This window comes from Lentzea terrae, from assembly GCF_003265345.1.
GTDB classification, from domain to species: Bacteria; Actinomycetota; Actinomycetes; order Mycobacteriales; family Pseudonocardiaceae; genus Lentzea; species Lentzea terrae.
On sequence record NZ_QFWW01000029.1, the window covers coordinates 442,060 to 459,123 of the forward strand.

15 protein-coding genes are annotated in these 17,064 nt (G+C 68.9%); 7 read left to right on the forward strand and 8 right to left on the reverse strand.

Annotated features, from left to right (window positions below; genetic code table 11):
- Positions 1-32 precede the first annotated feature (32 nt).
- On the forward strand, positions 33-437 hold the full coding sequence (locus DI276_RS36600; RefSeq protein ID WP_112272204.1) for a GNAT family N-acetyltransferase: 405 nt from the start codon (positions 33-35) through the stop codon (positions 435-437).
- Between the two features lie 238 nt (positions 438-675).
- Here DI276_RS36600 and DI276_RS36605 read toward each other — a convergent pair whose 3' ends face one another.
- The 4 genes from DI276_RS36605 to zapE form a co-directional block, all read right to left on the reverse strand.
- Complete coding sequence (locus tag DI276_RS36605) at positions 676-975, reverse strand: hypothetical protein (protein ID WP_157985162.1); 300 nt, start codon at positions 973-975, stop codon at positions 676-678.
- A gap of 98 nt (positions 976-1,073) precedes the next feature.
- Positions 1,074-2,669, reverse strand: a complete 1,596-nt coding sequence (locus DI276_RS36610; RefSeq protein WP_112272208.1) for an ABC-F family ATP-binding cassette domain-containing protein — start codon at positions 2,667-2,669, stop codon at positions 1,074-1,076.
- A gap of 48 nt (positions 2,670-2,717) precedes the next feature.
- Entirely contained in the window at positions 2,718-2,963 is a 246-nt protein-coding gene (locus DI276_RS36615) for a DUF3040 domain-containing protein (RefSeq protein WP_157985163.1), read from the reverse strand.
- 73 nt (positions 2,964-3,036) lie between these two features.
- On the reverse strand, positions 3,037-4,026 hold the full coding sequence (zapE, locus tag DI276_RS36620) for a cell division protein ZapE (protein ID WP_112272213.1): 990 nt from the start codon (positions 4,024-4,026) through the stop codon (positions 3,037-3,039).
- Positions 4,027-4,092: 66 nt separating this feature from the next.
- Between zapE and DI276_RS36625 the strand changes: the two genes are divergently transcribed.
- The 5 genes from DI276_RS36625 (at position 4,093) to DI276_RS36645 (ending at position 9,405) form a co-directional block, all read left to right on the forward strand.
- On the forward strand, positions 4,093-4,737 hold the full coding sequence (locus tag DI276_RS36625; RefSeq protein WP_232837170.1) for a dihydrofolate reductase family protein: 645 nt from the start codon (positions 4,093-4,095) through the stop codon (positions 4,735-4,737).
- Between the two features lie 17 nt (positions 4,738-4,754).
- Positions 4,755-5,819 carry an ATP-dependent DNA ligase gene (locus tag DI276_RS36630; RefSeq protein ID WP_112272217.1) on the forward strand — a complete coding sequence of 355 codons (1,065 nt, stop codon included), beginning with the start codon at positions 4,755-4,757 and terminating at the stop codon, positions 5,817-5,819.
- A gap of 81 nt (positions 5,820-5,900) precedes the next feature.
- Positions 5,901-7,058: a glycosyltransferase family 4 protein gene (locus tag DI276_RS36635; RefSeq protein ID WP_112272219.1), complete on the forward strand. Its 1,158-nt coding sequence runs from the start codon at positions 5,901-5,903 to the stop codon at positions 7,056-7,058.
- A 5-nt stretch (positions 7,059-7,063) separates the two neighbouring features.
- Positions 7,064-8,143, forward strand: coding sequence for a glycosyltransferase family 4 protein (locus tag DI276_RS36640; RefSeq protein ID WP_198681133.1), 1,080 nt, complete (start codon positions 7,064-7,066; stop codon positions 8,141-8,143).
- Positions 8,140-9,405, forward strand: coding sequence for a lipopolysaccharide biosynthesis protein (locus tag DI276_RS36645; RefSeq protein ID WP_112272223.1), 1,266 nt, complete (start codon positions 8,140-8,142; stop codon positions 9,403-9,405). The genes DI276_RS36640 and DI276_RS36645 overlap by 4 nt, the downstream gene beginning before the upstream one ends.
- 67 nt (positions 9,406-9,472) lie before the next feature.
- Here DI276_RS36645 and DI276_RS36650 read toward each other — a convergent pair whose 3' ends face one another.
- Complete coding sequence (locus DI276_RS36650; RefSeq protein ID WP_112272225.1) at positions 9,473-10,210, reverse strand: class I SAM-dependent methyltransferase; 738 nt, start codon at positions 10,208-10,210, stop codon at positions 9,473-9,475.
- A 49-nt stretch (positions 10,211-10,259) separates the two neighbouring features.
- Complete coding sequence (locus DI276_RS36655) at positions 10,260-11,459, reverse strand: glycosyltransferase family 2 protein (protein ID WP_112272227.1); 1,200 nt, start codon at positions 11,457-11,459, stop codon at positions 10,260-10,262.
- A gap of 135 nt (positions 11,460-11,594) precedes the next feature.
- Between DI276_RS36655 and DI276_RS36660 the strand changes: the two genes are divergently transcribed.
- Positions 11,595-13,127: a DUF2142 domain-containing protein gene (locus DI276_RS36660; protein ID WP_112272229.1), complete on the forward strand. Its 1,533-nt coding sequence runs from the start codon at positions 11,595-11,597 to the stop codon at positions 13,125-13,127.
- A 96-nt stretch (positions 13,128-13,223) separates the two neighbouring features.
- Here the strand turns inward: DI276_RS36660 and DI276_RS36665 are convergent, their stop codons facing one another.
- Positions 13,224-14,297: a class I SAM-dependent methyltransferase gene (locus DI276_RS36665; RefSeq protein WP_232837171.1), complete on the reverse strand. Its 1,074-nt coding sequence runs from the start codon at positions 14,295-14,297 to the stop codon at positions 13,224-13,226.
- Positions 14,294-16,942, reverse strand: coding sequence for an HAD family hydrolase (locus DI276_RS36670; RefSeq protein WP_112272231.1), 2,649 nt, complete (start codon positions 16,940-16,942; stop codon positions 14,294-14,296). Before DI276_RS36670 ends, DI276_RS36665 begins: the two co-directional genes overlap by 4 nt.
- Positions 16,943-17,064: the final 122 nt, after the last annotated feature.

Below are 17,064 nucleotides of genomic sequence, written 5' to 3' on the forward strand. Positions count from 1 at the left end.
CACACCCTGTTGCGCCAGTTAGCCTTGATCGCATGAAGATCCGCCGCGCCGCCTCCCCCGACGACGTGTTCGCCGCCGCGCACCTGTTCGACGCGCCCCCGCTGGCCGACGCGACCGCGCGGTTCCTCGCCCAGGAGCACAGCCACCTGCTGATCGCCTACGTGGACGACCAGCCGGCCGGGTTCGTGTCCGGCGTCGAGACGACCCACCCGGACAAGGGCACCGAGATGTTCCTCTACGAGCTGGGCGTGGACGACGCGTTCCTGCGCCGCGGCATCGGCACCGCGTTGGTCGAGGCTCTGAAAACCCTTGCGGCGGAACGGGGTTGCTACGCGATGTGGACCGGCACCGCCGCGGGCGACGCGGCTGCTCAGGCCACCTACAAGAAGGCGGGCGGGTCGATCGACGACGGCGCCTTCGTCAGCTGGGAGCTTTGATCTCGGCTCGGTTCGCAGGCCGCGAGGATCGCTGACGTGTTCCGCCGGCTTCTTCCGGGACTGTTCCTCCTCCCAGGCAACCGCGTCCAAACGCTCGAAGATCCGCCTGGTCCGCTCGCCGGCGGCGGAGGTCCTCGAAGAAGTCGATGTCCTTCCCGCAGGCCGTGAAGAGCTGCGCCAGGTCGATCTCGCCGGCAACCGGCGCAGCACCTTCGTTCGGGCGAAAACGCCGCAGCCGCTAGTTGCTGTCGCAGCGCCAGTACTGGTACCAGCTGCCGTTGTTGCTGACCAGCCAGGCAGGCGTCACCCCGCGAGCCCGGAACCCGTACTTCGAGAAGCACTCCCGGTCAGCGGCAGGTCGCGTCTCGTTCTGCGCGGCGGCGTCCGAAGGCCGCGCGCTGCCGTGGTAGCCGAGCTGGATCGGATAGATGGACCAGTCGGCCTGCGCCGGCACCGTCCCCAGAACAACCCCGGCTCCGAGCGCGAGGGCGAGCGCGCCGCCCACCGTCCGCACTGTCCTGCCGGATTTCTTGCGCACAACTACCTCCAATGTGGACTCAACGAGTGCGTGATCACATTCGTCGGTGCGCCCGGCTTCCCGCAAGGCATGCGCAAGATCTTTCGGCAGATTCGGAACTACGTCCAAATTGGCTCGTCCACTTCGGACACCCGGCCGTCCGCCCGGAAGTGCAGGAACCGGTCGAACGACTTCGCGAACCACCGGTCGTGCGTGACGGCGACGACCGTGCCCTCGAAGTCGTTGAGCGCGTTCTGCAAGGCCTCCGCCGACGCGAGGTCGAGGTTGTCCGTGGGCTCGTCGAGCAACAGCAACGTGGCGCCGGACAGCTCCAGCAACAGGATCTGGAACCGCGCCTGCTGCCCTCCGGAGAGGTTCTCGAACCGCTGGTCGCCCGCCTTGTCGAGCCCGTACCGCTTCAACACGGACATGGCAGCGCCACGGTCCTTACCGGCCCGTTGGTCGTCGCCGTGCCAGAGGATGTCCACGAGGGTGCGGCCGATCCACTCCGGGTGTTCGTGCGTCTGCGCGAACAGTCCGGGCACGACCCGTGCGCCGAGCTTCCAGTCGCCGGTGGTGCGCACGGTGTCGCCGCCCAGCAGCCGGAGGAAGTGGCTCTTGCCCGAGCCGTTCGAGCCCAGCACCGCGACCCGGTCGCCGAAGAAGATCTCCTGCGAGAACGGCTTCATCAGGCCGGTCAGCTCCAGCTGTTCGCACGTGATCGCGCGAACGCCGGTGCGGCCGCCCTTGAGGCGTGGGTTGACCGTCTCGTCCTGAGGGATCTCCGGTGGCGGACCAGCCGCCTCGAACCGTTCGAGGCGGCCACACATGACGCGGTACTTGGGCGCCATCGACTCGTAGTACTTCGCTTGCTGCTGCAGCGTTCGCACGAGCTCCTTCAACCGCTCGTGTTCTTCGTTCCAGCGGCGGTGATCTTCCTTGAGCTTCTCGATGCGCTTGTGGCGGGCGGCGTGCCAGGTGCCGAACGAACCGGCGTGCGTCCACGCGGAGTGGGCCTCGACCGTGATGACGTGCGTGGCGGCGTTGGCGAGCAGCTCGCGGTCGTGGCTGACGACGAGCACGGCCTTGTCGGTGGCTTTGAGGCGTTCTTCCAGCCAGCGCTTGCCGGGGACGTCGAGGTAGTTGTCGGGCTCGTCGAGCAGCAGCACCTGTTCGTGGCCGCGCAGCAACGTTTCGAGAACCAAGCGCTTCTGCTCGCCGCCAGAGAGAGTGCGGACCTCACGGAACCGTGCGCGGTCATAGGGCAGACCTAGTGCGGCGACGGTGACGGTGTCCCACAGGACTTCAATGTCGTATCCGCCGGCCTCGCCGTAGGTCGTCAACGCGTTGGCGTAGCGCATCTGGGCGACTTCGTCGTCGGTGTCCATCAGCGCGAGCTCGGCTTGATCGAGCTCCTCGGCGGCGTTGCGCAGCGCTGAGGGCGCGACGGAGAGCAGCAGGTCGCGCACGAGTGACTCGTCGCGGACGGAGCCGATGAACTGCGGCATCACCGCGAGCCCGCCCTGCACGTGCACGCTGCCCTGCTTGGGTGTCAGCTCGCCGGACAGGATGCGCTGCAGCGTCGTCTTGCCCACGCCGTTGGCACCGACCAGCGCGACGACGGTGCCGCCGCCGACCTTGAACGAGACGTCGCGGAACAGCTCCCGGCCGTCCGGGAGGGCGTACGCGAGCCCGTTCGCTTCCAGATAACCCACGCCGGAGATGGTCGGGGTCGCTGGTCGAGAGCGCCAGCGAGTTTCCGGCTACCGGAGGCGGAGCGGGTACCTGCGCAGCACCACGGCACCTGCCGTGACCACCAGGCACTGGAACGCGGGGCCGAACGCGCCGATCACCGTCAGCAGCACCGTGAGGCCGCCGAAGACGAGCAACAGGGAGTAGAACAGCCACGGTCGCACCTTGCGGTTCATGGTGCGAGCGAGTCTCGGTTCTTCGGCCAGCAACCGCTGCTCGATCTCCTCGAGCGAGCGGCGTTCGGCTTCACTCAGCATGGGTGCCTCCGGAAGACGTCGGGACGTCATCATTCCCGCTCGTCACCCAGTGGATACTCGAACGCCGCCAGAGTCAAACCCGAGAGAGGGCGACGAGCCGCGACACCGCCCGCAGGTACTTCTTCCGATAGCCGCCCTTGAGCATTTCCTCGGTGAACAGCTCCGACAGCGGCTGCCCGGACACCGCGACGGGGATGTCGCGGTCGTAGAGGCGGTCGCCGAACGCCACGAGCCGCAGTCCGACGCTCTGATCAGGCGCCGGCTTGACGTCCTTGAGGTGGACGGCGGTGACCCCGTCCAGCAGCCTGCCGTACTTCGACGGGTGGATGCGGGCGAGCGCCTTGCAGAGGTCGTCGAAGTCGTCGATCGTCGAGCCCTCGGTGTTAGAGGCTCTAACAATCAATTCAGTGTCTGACATCGGCGAGGGGGCCTCAGGCAGGCCGCGGTGGCGGTAGTCGGGGCCGTCGACGCGCACGACGTCGAACTTCGACGACATCGACTGGATCTCGCGCAGGAAGTCGGCGGCGGCGAACCGGCCCTCGCCGAGCTTGTCCGGCAGCGTGTTGGACGTGGCGGCGACGAAGACGCCCTGCGCGACCAGTTCCTTGATCAGGCGGGTGACCAGCATGGTGTCGCCGGGGTCGTCGAGCTCGAACTCGTCGATGGCGAGCAGCTTGTGGCCGGACAGTCGCTTGACGGCCTCGGGGAACGTGAGCACGCCGACGAGGTTGGTCAGCTCGACGAACGTGCCGTACGCCTTGGGGCCCGGCACGGCGTGCCAGAGGCTGGCCAGCAGGTGGGTCTTGCCGACGCCGAAGCCGCCGTCGAGGTACAGGCCCAGCTTGCCCTCGTCCTCTTTTCCGCCGAAGAGCGACCACTTCTTGCGCTTGAGGCTCACGCGGGCGGCGAACAGACGACCGGCCTCGACCGCGGCGGCCTGGCTGGGCTCGTCCGGGTTGGGGATGTAGGTGTCGAAGCTGACGGTGTTGAACCTGGGCGGTGGCACCAGGCCCTCGATGAGTTCGTCAGCCCCGATCTGGGGATCCCGGTCGGACAAGCGCATGCCCGCAGCCTATCGGCGTGATGGGATGGGTTAGTGCAGATGTTGTGGCCCTCACCGGGCGTTGAGATGACCGACACAGACCTCGAGTCGCTCTACGCGTACCCGCCGGACCGGACGTGGGTGACCGCGAACTTCGTGTCCAGCGTGGACGGTGCGGTGTCGGTCGACGGACGCTCCGCCGGTCTGGGCTCACCAGCCGACAAGCAGATCTTCCTGCTGGGCCGCCAGTTGGCCGACGTCGTGATGGTCGGCGCCGGGACCGTGTTGATCGAGGGGTACCGGCCTTCGGCGAAGCTGCCGATCGCCGTGGTGACCGCGCGCGGCACCCTGACCGCGGACCTGCCGCTGTTCAGCGATCCCGCGGTACGCCCGATCGTGATCACCTGCGCTTCCGCTTCGCTGCCGTCGCTGCCCGCCGACGTGATCGTCGCCGGGGACACCGAAGTCGATCTCTCCGTGGCGGTGTCCGAGCTCGCGGCACGAGGTCTGCACAAGATCAACCTCGAAGGCGGGCCGCGCCTGTTCGGGTCGATGATCGCTGCGGGACTGGTGGACGCGCTGAACCTGACCATGTCGCCGATGCTGGCGGTCGGTGACTCGTCGCGGATCGCCCACGGCTCGGTGATCCCGCCGGTGGACCTGACACTGGCATCTGTTCTGCGTGCCGACGACGTGTTGTTGTTGCGGTATCAGCGGCGCGATTCCAGCTGAAGAGGCAGGATGTGCGCGTGGACCTACCGCTGACGCCACCTCTGCAACCGATGCTCGCCACCGCGGTCGACGGCATACCGGATACCGCCGATCTGGTGTTCGAGCCCAAGTGGGACGGTTTCCGCTGCGTGGTGTTCCGCTCCGGCGACGAGGTCTTCCTGCAGTCGCGCAGCGGCAAGCCGTTGAACCGCTACTTCCCCGAGGTCGTCGCCTCGATGCTCGACGTCCTGCCGGAGCGTGTCGTCGTCGACGGTGAGCTCGTGGTGGCCAAGAACGACGAGCTGGACTTCGACGCGTTGTCCGAGCGCATCCACCCGGCGGCCTCGCGCGTGACGATGCTCGCCGAGTCGACGCCTGCCACGTTCGTGGCCTTCGACCTGCTCGCCCTGGGTTCCGACGTCCTGCTGGAGTCGCCGACCGTGGCCAGGCGCGAGGCGCTGCTCGGTTTGCCGGGCCTGAACATCACGCCCGCGACGACGTCAGTCGAGACCGCCCGCCAGTGGTTCACGCTCTTCGAGGGCGCGGGCCTGGACGGCGTGATGGGCAAGCCGGCGGACGGCCCGTACACGCCGGGCAAGCGCTCGATGATCAAGGTGAAGCACGCCCGCACCGCCGACGTCGTGCTCGCGGGCCTGCGCTGGCACAAGGACACCGAGCCCGGTACGGCCGTCGGCTCACTGCTGCTCGGCGTCTACGACTCGAACGACCTGCTGCACCACATCGGCGTCTGCGGCTCCTTCAAGGCCGCCGAACGCCGTGAGCTGGCCGCCGAACTGGCACCGCTGATCACCGAGTCCGACGACCACCCGTGGGCGAATCCCCAGCCGGGCCAACGAATTCCGGGCGAGATCAACCGGTGGCGCGGCAAGCAGGCCGAGTACGTGGCGCTGCGGCCGGAGCGCGTCCTGGAGATCCACTACACCCAGACCGAGGGCGAACAACCCGTGCGGCTGCGGCACAACGGCCAGTTCGCGCGGTGGCGGCCGGACCGCGAGCCGCTGTCGTGCCGCTACGACCAGCTGGAGATCCCGGCCCGCTACGACGTGGCTTCGGTGCTGAAGGGCGAGCTGCGGGCTCGCTGACCACATCGGATCGGGCCGATCCGCGGGCGATACCATCGGGCCTTTCCTGTGAGCGCCTGACTTCGACGGACGGAACCGCACGTGCGCATCGCGATTGCCTACGACTCCCTGTTTCCCTGGTCAAAGGGAGGTGGCGAGCGGCAGTACCGCAGGTTCGCGGAGGAGTTCGTCGCGGCGGGTCACGAGGTCACGTACCTGACCCGGCTGCAGTGGGACGAGCCTCCTGCCATCGAGGGCATCGAGGTCGTCGCGGTCAGCACCGACCGCGACCTGTACGACGCGAACGGCGTGCGCACGCTGGGCCCGGCCTTGCGCTACGCCAAGGGCCTGGCGCAGCACCTGCGCGCCCACCGCGGGCGCTACGACGCGGTGCTGGTGGCCGCGCTCCCCACCACGAACGTCCTGGCGGTGCGGGCCGCACTGGCCGGCACGAAGACCGCGGTCGCCGTGGACTGGCTCGAGGTGTGGCGACCGGACCAGTGGCGCAAGTACTCGGGCTTCGCGATCGGCACGGTGGCGAGCGTGCTGCAGTGGACCGCGGCGAAGCTCAGCCCCGTCGCGTCGTGCCACTCGCGGATGAACGCCGGCCGGCTCAAGGCGTCCGGCCTGCGGAGCGTTCCACTGGTCAGTCCCGGTCTGATCGATCCGCGCGGCGACGTCGAGCCGCAGCTGTCCGTCACCAACCCGCCGACCGTGGTCTACGTCGGCCGGCACATCCCCGACAAGCGGGTGGAGTCGCTGCCCGCCGCCATCGCGCACGCGCGCAAGCAGATCCCGGACCTGACCGCGACCATCTTCGGTGAGGGCCCGTCGCGGGCCGCCGTGGAAGCCGAGATCGAGCGGCTGGGCCTGCGCGACGTGATCCGCACGCCGGGGTTCGTCAGCCAGGAGGAGCTGGACCACGGCATCCGCACCGCGGCCGTCCTGGTGAACCCGTCGCAGCGAGAGGGCTACGGCCTCGTCGTGGTCGAGGCGGCGGCCGTGGGCACTCCGGTCGTGCTCGCCGACGCCGAGGACAACGCGTCGGTCGAACTCGTCGAGAACTCGGTCAACGGCCAGGTCGCGGCGTCGGTCGCCCCCTCGGACCTGGGCGACGCGATCGCGTCGGTGGTGACCGCCGGCGAGCCACTGCGCAAGTCCACCCACGACTGGTACACGCGGGTGAGCGCGACCAACACCATCAAGGCAGCCGCGTTGCAGATCCTGGATCGGCTGGTGCGCGCCGCCGACCTACGATGAGCGGCGTGCCATTGCGAATCGCCGTCGACCTCGTCTTCTTCACCGGCAAGAAGGGCGGCACGGAAAGCTACGCCAGGCATCTGTTCGCGAACCTGGCCGACCACGACGACCTGAGGTTCATCGGCCTCGGCAACCGCGAACTCGCCGCGAACCCTCCTTCGTGGTTCCCCGGCGAAGTGGTGCCGCTGAGGGTGTCCGGTGAGAACCGGGCCGCGTGGGCGGTGACCGAGGCGCTGGTCGTGGGACCCCGTGCCCGCGGCCTGCGGGCCGACGTCCTGCACTGCCCGTCGAACTTCGGTCCCGCGGTGCGACTGCTGCCGACCGTGGTGACCGTGCACGACCTGCTCGCCGCACGCCACCCCGAGTGGGTGCCCGGCGGCCGGGCCAGAGGCGTGCAGGTGCTGAGCCGGGCCACCGCACGGGCCGCCGACCGGATCATCACCATCAGCGAGAACTCGGCCCGGGACATCCGCGAGCTGCTCGGCCGCACCGAGGTCGACGTGATCCCGCTCGGCGTCGACCCGGTCGATCCGCTGCAGCGCCACGAGCCACCGGCCAGGCCGTTCGTCCTGGCCAGCGGGAATCGGATGCCGCACAAGAACTTCCCGCGGCTGGTCGAGGCGTGGGCGCAGATCCCCGCCGCCGAGCGCCCGAAGCTGGTGATCACCGGCAGCCACGGCGACGACCCGCTGCGCCCGCTGGTCAAGCAGCTGGGCCTGACCGATGACGTGGAACTGCTCGGCTGGGTGACGGACGAGGAGCTGGAGCGGCTCTACGACACCGCGAGCGCCTACGCGTTCCCCACCTTGTTCGAGGGCTTCGGCCTGCCCGTGCTGGAGGCCATGGCACGCGGGTGCCCGGTGGTCGGCTCCGACATACCGATCATCCGGGAGGTCGGAGGGGACGCCATGCGGTTCTTCGATCCGCACGACCCGGCGTCGATCGCCCGGACCGTGCGCGAGGTCGTCGCCGATCCCGGCACCCTCGCCGACGCGGGCAGGAAGCGTGCCGCGTTGTTCACGTGGCAGCGCACCGCCGAGGCCACCGCGGACGTGTACCGCCGGCTCGCGGAGTCGCGCCGATGAGCGCCGCCCGGCGCGCCGGTCTGCTCGTGCTGATCGCGAGCTTCGCCGGACACGCCGGCAACTACCTCTTCTACGTGGTGGCGGCCCGGATGGTGACTCCCCCGGAGTTCGCCGCGATCTCCGCGCTGGTCGCGTTCGGCACGATCACGTGGACGCCGGTCAACGGCGTGCAGCTCGCCATCACGCGCAACGTGGCCGTTCTGCGCACCTCCGGCACGCCCGGCGAGGTGTCGGCCTACCTGCGGCAGCAGGGTCGCCGCATGGGTCTGGCCGCGCTGCTGGTCGCGGGGGCGATCGTGGCGCTGAGTCCGGTGTTGTCGGACCGGCTGAACATCGGGTCCGTGCAGGCGGTGGTCCTCGCCGGGCTGTGGATCGGCACGACGTTCCTCCTGCTGGCCATGACCGGTGTGGCCCAGGGACTCGAGCGTTTCGGTTACGTCGCGTTCTCGCTGGCGGGGCCGCTGGGTGTGCTGCGACTGCTGCTGTTGCCGCTGTGTCTGCTCGCGGCCGGCATGACGGGCAGCATGTGGGCGATGATCATCGCTTCGGTGATCGGCCTCGCGGTGCTGGCCCGGCCGTTCGCGAGCGTGGTGACGGCGCCCCCGACCGAGGCTCCCGCCTCGACGAACACGCTGTCCGCGATGACAGGGCTGCTGGCGTTCTCCTCGCTGACCAACGTGGACCTGCTGGTCGCCCAGGCGATGCTGCAGGAAGCCGACCGCGGTCTGTACGCGAGCGCGGTGCTGCTGGGCAAGGTCGCGCTGTTCGCCCCGGCCGCCCTGGCGATGGTGCTGCTGCCGCGCGCGTCCGCGGCGCTGGAGCGTGGTGAGTCCGCCGATGGGGCGGTGCTGAAGACCCACGCGCTGACGGCGGCGGCCGGCCTGCTGGTCACCGGCGGCCTGTGGGTGTTGCCGACCTGGGTGATCAGTGTGACGTTCGGCCCTCAGTACGCCGCGTCCAAACCGCTGCTGCCACTGCTGGCGCTGGTGATGACCGGCGCCGCGGTGCTGTGGGTGCACCTGACGTTCTCGATCGCCCGGAAGAGCAAGCGGATGGTGGCCGGCATGGTCGGCGTCGCCTTGCTCCACTGGGCGCTGCTGGCGGTGCTGCACGACACCCCGCATCACGTGATCCTCGCCTCGGCCACCGCGGTCGGCACCGCGCTGCTGGGCGTGGAGTTCGGCTCCCGATCGGGGCTGGTGCGGCTGTTGCTGCGGTCGAGGCGCCTGCCGGACCGGCAGGCTGAGCCTCAGAGGAACTGACCGATGATGATGCCGACGTGGTCGTGGACCGCGTCGGCATCATCGTCTTCGAGCACTGAGCTCGTGGTCAGAGCACCATGCCGACGTAGAGGCCGTTGGCGCCGGTGTAGGGGTGGCCGTACTGCTTGGTCAGCGCCTCGTCAGCGTTGGTTTCGCGCCACTCGTTCCGGCGGTTGTCGCGCACCAGCCAGCTCTCCGCCGGGAACTTGATGTCTCCCGTGCGCAGCGCCTCGTCCAGTGCGTCGTTGTGCCCGAGGGGCACGGTCACCAGCACCCGACCGCCTGGCTTGGCGCACGCGCGGACGTTCGCGACTGCCTTGAAGACCTTTTCCGGCTCGCGCGGCGTCTCGTCCCAGCCCACGTGTTCGAGGGTGGAGATCGCCACCACCGAGTCGAACGGCTCCACCGGGCGGTAGTCGATGATGTCGTCGTTCAGCACGCCCGGAATGACCTCGTACTTGTCGACCACGGTGTCGGCCGCGAAGCCGTAGTGCGCGAGGACGTTGCCGACCTCCAGCACCCGACCGCGATTCTCCGACAGGAACCAATGGGCGATGGCGATCTCAACGGTCCGCTCGTTGAGGAACGCGTTGTTGTACCGAGCGAACCAGTACGGCAGCCGCTGACCGTGGAACTCGAAGGTCTCGTTCTGCCGCATCGCCTTGGTCACCGGAAACGCCGCCTGCCCGGCAGCAACCGCGGCCACCCTGCTCACGGTCGTGCCCAGGCCCTTCTGCCGGACCGAGTCCTTCAGGGCGCCGATCGTCCGATCTAGCTCGGTGCGCAAGACGTGGATGTTGGGCACGCATTCCTCCGTGGTGTGCCTTGGACGGATTGAGCTGACTGAAGGAGACTCAGTCCTCGCCGATCTTGGTCAGGCTGAGGGTGAAGCTGACGCTGATCATCTGGAAGCCGGACACGATGCTGACCATGCCGAGGATCGGAATGCGCATCGTCTCGACCACGTCGAGCGCGCCGAAGCCGGTGGCGCCCCAGGTGAGCACCGCGCCCACGAAGCAGCCGATACCGAGCAGGATGAGCAGCCCACCGATCCACACACCGCGTTCCAGCGACGCGCGGGCGATGCGCAGGATGATCCGACCCGACGGGGGTGGCAGCAGCCCGAGGTGGGCCGCGTAGGAGCGGGCCACCACGGCCAAGCCGACGCCCTGCAGGCCGAGGATGAACATCGTCGCGAAGGCGAGCATCGACTGCAGGCCGAAGCCGACGCCGCCGATCTCCACCGGGCCGATCGACAGCCACAGCAGGCCGAGCAGGCCGACCGCGCCGAACGCCACCGACGGGTAGTACAGCAGCCAGCGCGGGCTGAAGGCCAGCAGGAAGCGCAGGTGCCGCCAGCCGTCCCGCCACGTGCGCAGGTGAGGTGCCCGGCTGCGGCCGTCGGGACGCAGCGTGGTCGGCACCTCGACGATCTTGCGGTGGTGCAGCGCCGAGCGGACCACCATCTCGCTCGCGAACTCCATGCCGGAGGTGCGCAGGCCGAGCTCCAGCATCCGGTCGCGGCGGAACGCGCGGATTCCGCAGTGGAAGTCGCCGACCGGGATGCGGAAGAACACCTTGCCGAGCTTGGACAGCACCGGGTTGCCCAGGTAGCGGTGCAGGAACGGCATGGCTCCCGGCGCGATACCGCCCTGGAACCGGTTGCCCATGACCAGGTCGGCGCCCTTGCGCAGTTCGACCAGGAAGCCCTCGATGTCGTCGAGCGCGTAGCTGTCGTCGGCGTCGGCCATGAGCACGTACTCGCCCTCGGCGGCCTCGATGCCCGCCATGAGCGCCGCGCCGTACCCGCGCCGGGGCACGTCGACCACGCGGGCGCCGTTCGCACGGGCGATGTCCTGCGAGCCGTCGGTGGAGCCGTTGTCGGCGACCACCACCTCTCCTCGCACGCCCAGCCGCTCCAGGGACTGCCTGGCCTTGCGCACGCAGATCTCGAGCGTCTCCGCCTCGTTGAGGCACGGCAGAACGATCGTCAGCTCCAGGACCTCGGTCTGCTCCTCGGCCTGGACCTGAGTGATTTGGTTGGAAACGGTCATTGTGCGGTCGCTCCGTCGAACTGGGATCGAATGTGGACGCCCTTGCCGTGAGAGAAGCGACCGTAGCGGAACCAGACTTCCCCCTGGTGACCTGTCCACCCCCAGGGTCACCGTACCCCCATAAGATAAGCGCCCATGACGGAGCGACGTTCGGGTGGATGGCTCTGGGTCCTCGCCTTCCTCGGTTTTCTGCTGATTCACGCCGGTTGGTCGTTCGCCGCGCCCTATGACGGTCCGCCGGACGAAGAGCAGCACGTGCTGCGCGCGGCGGGCATCATGCAGGGCAACATCGTGCCGGAGGACCGCACCCAGCTGATCCCGCAGAGCCTCGACAAGAACAACAAGGTCGAGAACGGCGCGATCATGAACCGCAACTGCTTTCCCATGCACGTGAACGTGCCGGCGAGCTGCGCGGAGGAGCCTGGTGGCGACGCCACGCTGGTGCCCCGGTACGTGACCGAGGCCCGGTTCAACCCGGTCTACTACGCCACCGTGGGCTGGCCGTTGAGCTTCTGGCCGGAGTGGAAGGGCATCATGCTCTCCCGGCTGCTCAACGGGGCGCTGATGGCCGCGATGCTGGCCTGCGCCGTGGTCGCCGCGGTGCGCTGGACCAGGTACAAGGCTGCGCTCGCGGGTCTGGTCGCGGCCGTGACGCCGATGACCGCGCATCTGGGCGGGGCGGTCAACCCGAACGGCGTGGAGATCACCTCGGGCCTGACGCTGGCCATCGCGCTGCTCGCACTGCTGCACGAGAAGCGCGACGACGTGAACCGGGCGGCGGTCGCGCTGGCGGGTGTGTCGGGAGCCGTGCTCGTCACCCCGCGGTTCAGCGGCGTGATGTGGCTGTGCGTGATCGTCGGCGTGATGGTCGTGCCGGTGTCGTGGCGGCGGGTCAAGTTCCTGCTGCGGCAGCGGGTCGTCCAGGGCTGGATGGGTTTCGTGGCGCTGGCGACGATCGCGTCGGCGGCGTGGACGCTCTACACCAAGACCGCCGAGGTGGCCGACCGCGACCTCGGCTACCAGATGAAGGACGTGCTCCGCAGCGCGTTCCTGGACATGTGGCCGAACGTGGCCAACCAGATGGTCGGCGTGATGGGCTGGGCGGAGACGTTGATGCCGCGCCTGGTGTACGTGGTGTGGTTCGCCGCGCTCGGACTGCTGGCGCTGGCCGCGCTGGTCGTCGGCAAGCGGGTGGACAGGTGGCGGATGACGGCGTACTTCATCGGCACCTTCGTGCCGTACGCCGGCATGGAGCTGATCCTGATCAACCAGACCAACTGGTTCAACCAGGGCCGCTACTTCCTGCCGGGTGCGGTGGGCATCCCGCTGCTGGCGGCGCACATCATGGCGCACCGGCTGTTCACCGCGGACCACTTCCGGACCATGACGCGGCTGCTGGCCGGTCTGCTGCTGCCGATCCACTTCCTCTGCCTGGCCTACACCATGACCCGCTGGCAGTCCGGCCTCGCCATCGCCAACCCGCTGAAGGGCAGCTGGCACCCGCCGTACGGGTCGGTGCTGCCGCTCGTCCTCGGCCTGGCGGGCGTGATCGTGCTGTGGGTGATGTACTGGTGGGCTTCGCGGTTGCCGAAGGCGACGCCGGTCGTCACGCCGCAGTCGCGGGACGAGGCCGAGGAACGGATCCCGGCGGCGGTCGGTTCCGCATGAACATCTGATTAACAATTCCTGGCACGATTCATAGTTCAACAAAGAAAACGGCTCCCGGCGATTCGTCTTCGCCGGGAGCCGTTTTCTTCGGATTGATCAGTGGTGTCGTGCCTTGCGCACGAAGTGTTCGGCCGCACGCTTGAGGTTGCGCGCCGCAGACAGCAGATCCGGCGGCTCCGCGGAGTGCGGATGGCGGAGTTCGTCGACGGTCCGGCGCAACTCGGCCGCCTCCTGCAGAGTGCGCGCCAGCTCGGCGTGCATCTGCTCGATCTCGTGCCGCTGTGCGGAGACCGTCTCGGCCAGCCGGTCGGTGTCGTTGGCGTGCGCGACGGCCTCGTACTGCATCTGCAGCACCCTGGTGTAGAGGGCGATCCTGTTCGCCTCCAGGGTGGCGATCAGCTTGGAGGACGTGTAGGGCCGCAGTCCCGCCATGATCTTCTCGGCGCCCGGCGCGGTCTTGCGCATCAGGATCCCGAACCCGAACACCGCCGGCACGATCTCGAAGTACCAGTCGTCCGCCCCGGCGGCGGCGACCGCGTCCTCGACCGCGGTCAGCACGCCGTTGCGCTCACCGCCCGCCTCGACCGACCAGGTGAACGCGCCGAGCCCGACCAGGCCGGCCGGGGTCAGCTCGTCGTGGAAGACGGTCGGTCCGTCGGCCGACGACTCGTGCCTGTCCGCACCGGTCAGCGGGGACGGCTCGTAGTACATGTCGCGGCGCGCGCACGGCCACAGCACGTCGTTGAACACGACCACCGCGTTCGGTGCGTTCGCGATGATCCACGCGACCTCGGCGTTCACCACGGCGTAGTTGTGGTCGCCGTCGATGACGTACAGGTCCGCGACCGGCAGCTCGGCCAGCACGGCCGGCGACAGGCTCTCGACGAGGTGCAGGCGCGGGTTCTTGGCCAGCGTCGAGCGCAACTCGTCACTCGGATACGGATCGACGCAGTAGACCTCGTCCGCACCCAGGTCCGTGTAGATCGAACTGACCTGACCGGACTCGACGCCGACCTCGACCACCTTCTTGATCTTCCGGTGGGCGAACACGATCTCGAACTGCTCACGCAACAACGACAGCGAGTGCAGCATCAACGGCAGGCCGCGAGCCACGCGGATCGGGGCGTGCGGATCCTCCCGGCTGCCGATGACGTCAACACCATGGTTCACGAAGCGCCTCCCAATTTGCGGATCGCCACGCGTGCGGCACCGGCGGCCACACCCTTCGCGCCGCGCGCACGATACTCCACGCGCAGACGGCGGCTGATGCGCTCGGCGCGCGAGGTGAGCGACGGCGGGCGTGCGGAGAGATTCGAGAACGACTGCGGCAGCACGGCGAACGCGACGGTGACCTGTCCGGACGACATCGGCGCGCCGAGCCGGTCGGCGATCTTCAGCATGATCGACGCTTCCGGGCTGCCGAACTCGATCATGTTCGCGCCGAGCAACCTGGCCTCGTGGTAGCCCATCCCGACGAAGTCGTCCGGTGTCTCCCAGCGCAACGGCTGGTCCATCGGACGACGGCCCGCGTTGCCGCGCACCTCGATCCAGTCGATGCGCACGACCGCGGGGCGTCCGGGAACGCGCAGACCGAGTTCCAGGGTGTCGTGGTGCTCGAAGTACATCCGGGCGAACGACAGGCCGTTGCGGTTGATCCGCACGCGGCGGCTGCCCGCCTTCTCCCAGCCACCGCCACCGGTCCGGTAGTACAGCGACGTCTTGAACTCCTCGCCGGCCGCCTCGAACACGTCAGGGCTGACGTGTCCCGCCGCAAGAGCCGAACCTGCCGAGGCGAGGCCCGTGTCGGAGGCGGCGAGCAGCGCGGGCCAGAAGGAGTCGCGCATCTTCAGGTCGGCCAGGTCGAGCGGCGACAGGTAGGGCAACGCGGCGACCAGGTCGTCCGGCACCAGCCTGGTGACCGCGCTGGAGCCGAAGTTGTCCTCGTGCACCCAGCTGCCGAACACCGCGGCCTCGCCGGGGGTGGGCGACTTCAGCGCGGACACGAGGATGTTGGCCAGCCGGTCCTTCGCGGTCTGCGACCGGGCGAGGGTCGGCCACGAGCCACCGGAGGCGCGCACGTAGTCGTTCCACAGCCGCTGGAACGCCAGGACACCCTGCTGCACGGCCTGGCGCTCGGCCTGCTGCGTGTGCGGCTCGCTGACCCGGCCGAGCACCGGGGAACCGTCCTCGTTGAACCCGACGAGGGAACCGCACAGGGCGTTGACGCTCTGCTCCAGCACCTCGGGGCTGCGCACGATCGTGTGACACACGTCGGCGGGATGCCCCGCCTGCGCCAGGTAGCCCTCAAGACGCAGGCCCGCACCGTACGCCCGCGCGGAACGGTCGTCGGTGGCCAGGTAGAAGCCGGCGGGCTCGACCTGGATGTCGGCGATCTTCAGCGCGGTGGCCAGCTGACGCTGGATGGTGCCGCCCCAGCCCAGGTCGACCATGATCATTTCCGGCTCGGCAAGGGCACCGACGTCGCTCAGGTGGCGCACCATGCGCTCACGGGTGGCGGTGATGGTGGCCTTGATCCGGTTCTGCAGGTGGGCCGACTCGGTCAGCGCGACGGCGACCCGCTCGGCGATGTCGCCGTTGTCCACCACGGAGTCCAGCTCACCCGCCAGCGCGGGCACCTCGCCGACGCGCAGGTGCAGCACCGACAGCAGCTCGCGAACGCTCAGCTGGTGGCCGCGGCGGACGAACTCGTGCAGCGAGTCGGAGTCGAAGCTGTCGAGTGCGGCGAGGGAGGTGACGTGCCGGGAGAGCCACAGCGGCTTGGCCTCGACGGACCACCCGCGCTCCCGCGCGGCCGCGTTGATCAGGGCGGACAGCATCTCGCCCTCGCGCATCGGGCACCACACCACCTTGGTGCCGTCCTCGTGCGCCCGCCACGCCACCCACTCCGCGAAGCCGGTCAGCACCGGGCCGAGCACGGCGGCGCCGTAGCGCCAGGCGACGTCGGTGCCGGACTCGCTGTCCGCACCGGACGCCTGCAGCGCCTTCGCCCTCAGGCTGGTGATGCCGAAGTCGCCGTGCACGTCGTCGAGGTTCGGGGCGTAGTCCCCGAAGGGGTCCTCCGGCTCGCCCTCGCGCGCGAGCACGACGGACAACGGCTGGTCGATGCGCCGGTAGTGCACCACGCGCATGCCGAGCTCGGCGCCCACCTCGATGTCGGCCACCTCGTTGTCGCCGATGTGGACCACCTGCTCGGCGGACAGGCCCAGTTCGTTGAGCACGATCTCGAACAGGCCGTTGGTCTTGTCGAGGCCGTGCTGGTGGGAGCGGAAGACCTTGGCGTCCTTCAACGCCTCCAGCTCAGGGCGGTCGAGGAGGTAGGACAGCTGCTCTTCGGTGAAGTAGGTGTCCGAGACGAGGACCAGGGGCACGCCGTTGCGGTGCGCCGCGGCGATGAGGTCGGCCATGTGCAGGTCGACGACGGTGAACTCGCGCTCGACCTCCATCTCCACCGCGACGAGCTTCTCCAGCAGGGCGCGGTCGAAGGTGCCGGACGGCATGGCCCGCCAGATGTCGAACAGCGACACCTCGGGACCGAGGTCGCCGTGATCACGGCGGGCCTTGCGCTCGGCCTCGATGCGCATCCGGCGGAAGGTCGCGTCGGTCAGCCACGCAGGGGCGAGTCCTGCGACCCGCAGGCGGGAGCCGATGAGACCGAAAACGTCGGCCGGCCGCGGTACGCGCCGCCACAGAATCGTGTCGAAGATGTCGAACGAGAGCGCTGCGCACGACTTGTCGGCGACTATCCGGTGCACGTCCTCAAGAAGGGCGTGCGCACTCTTATCCGCATCGATCATTACGTCCACCCCTACTGATTGGCTTGCTATGAAGAGCCATGGGGCGGTGCAGCGTCGCGAACGCCCACGTGCCTCCCATCGACATTCGGCGCCACCTTACCCGTCGTTTGAATCGCGCAGAC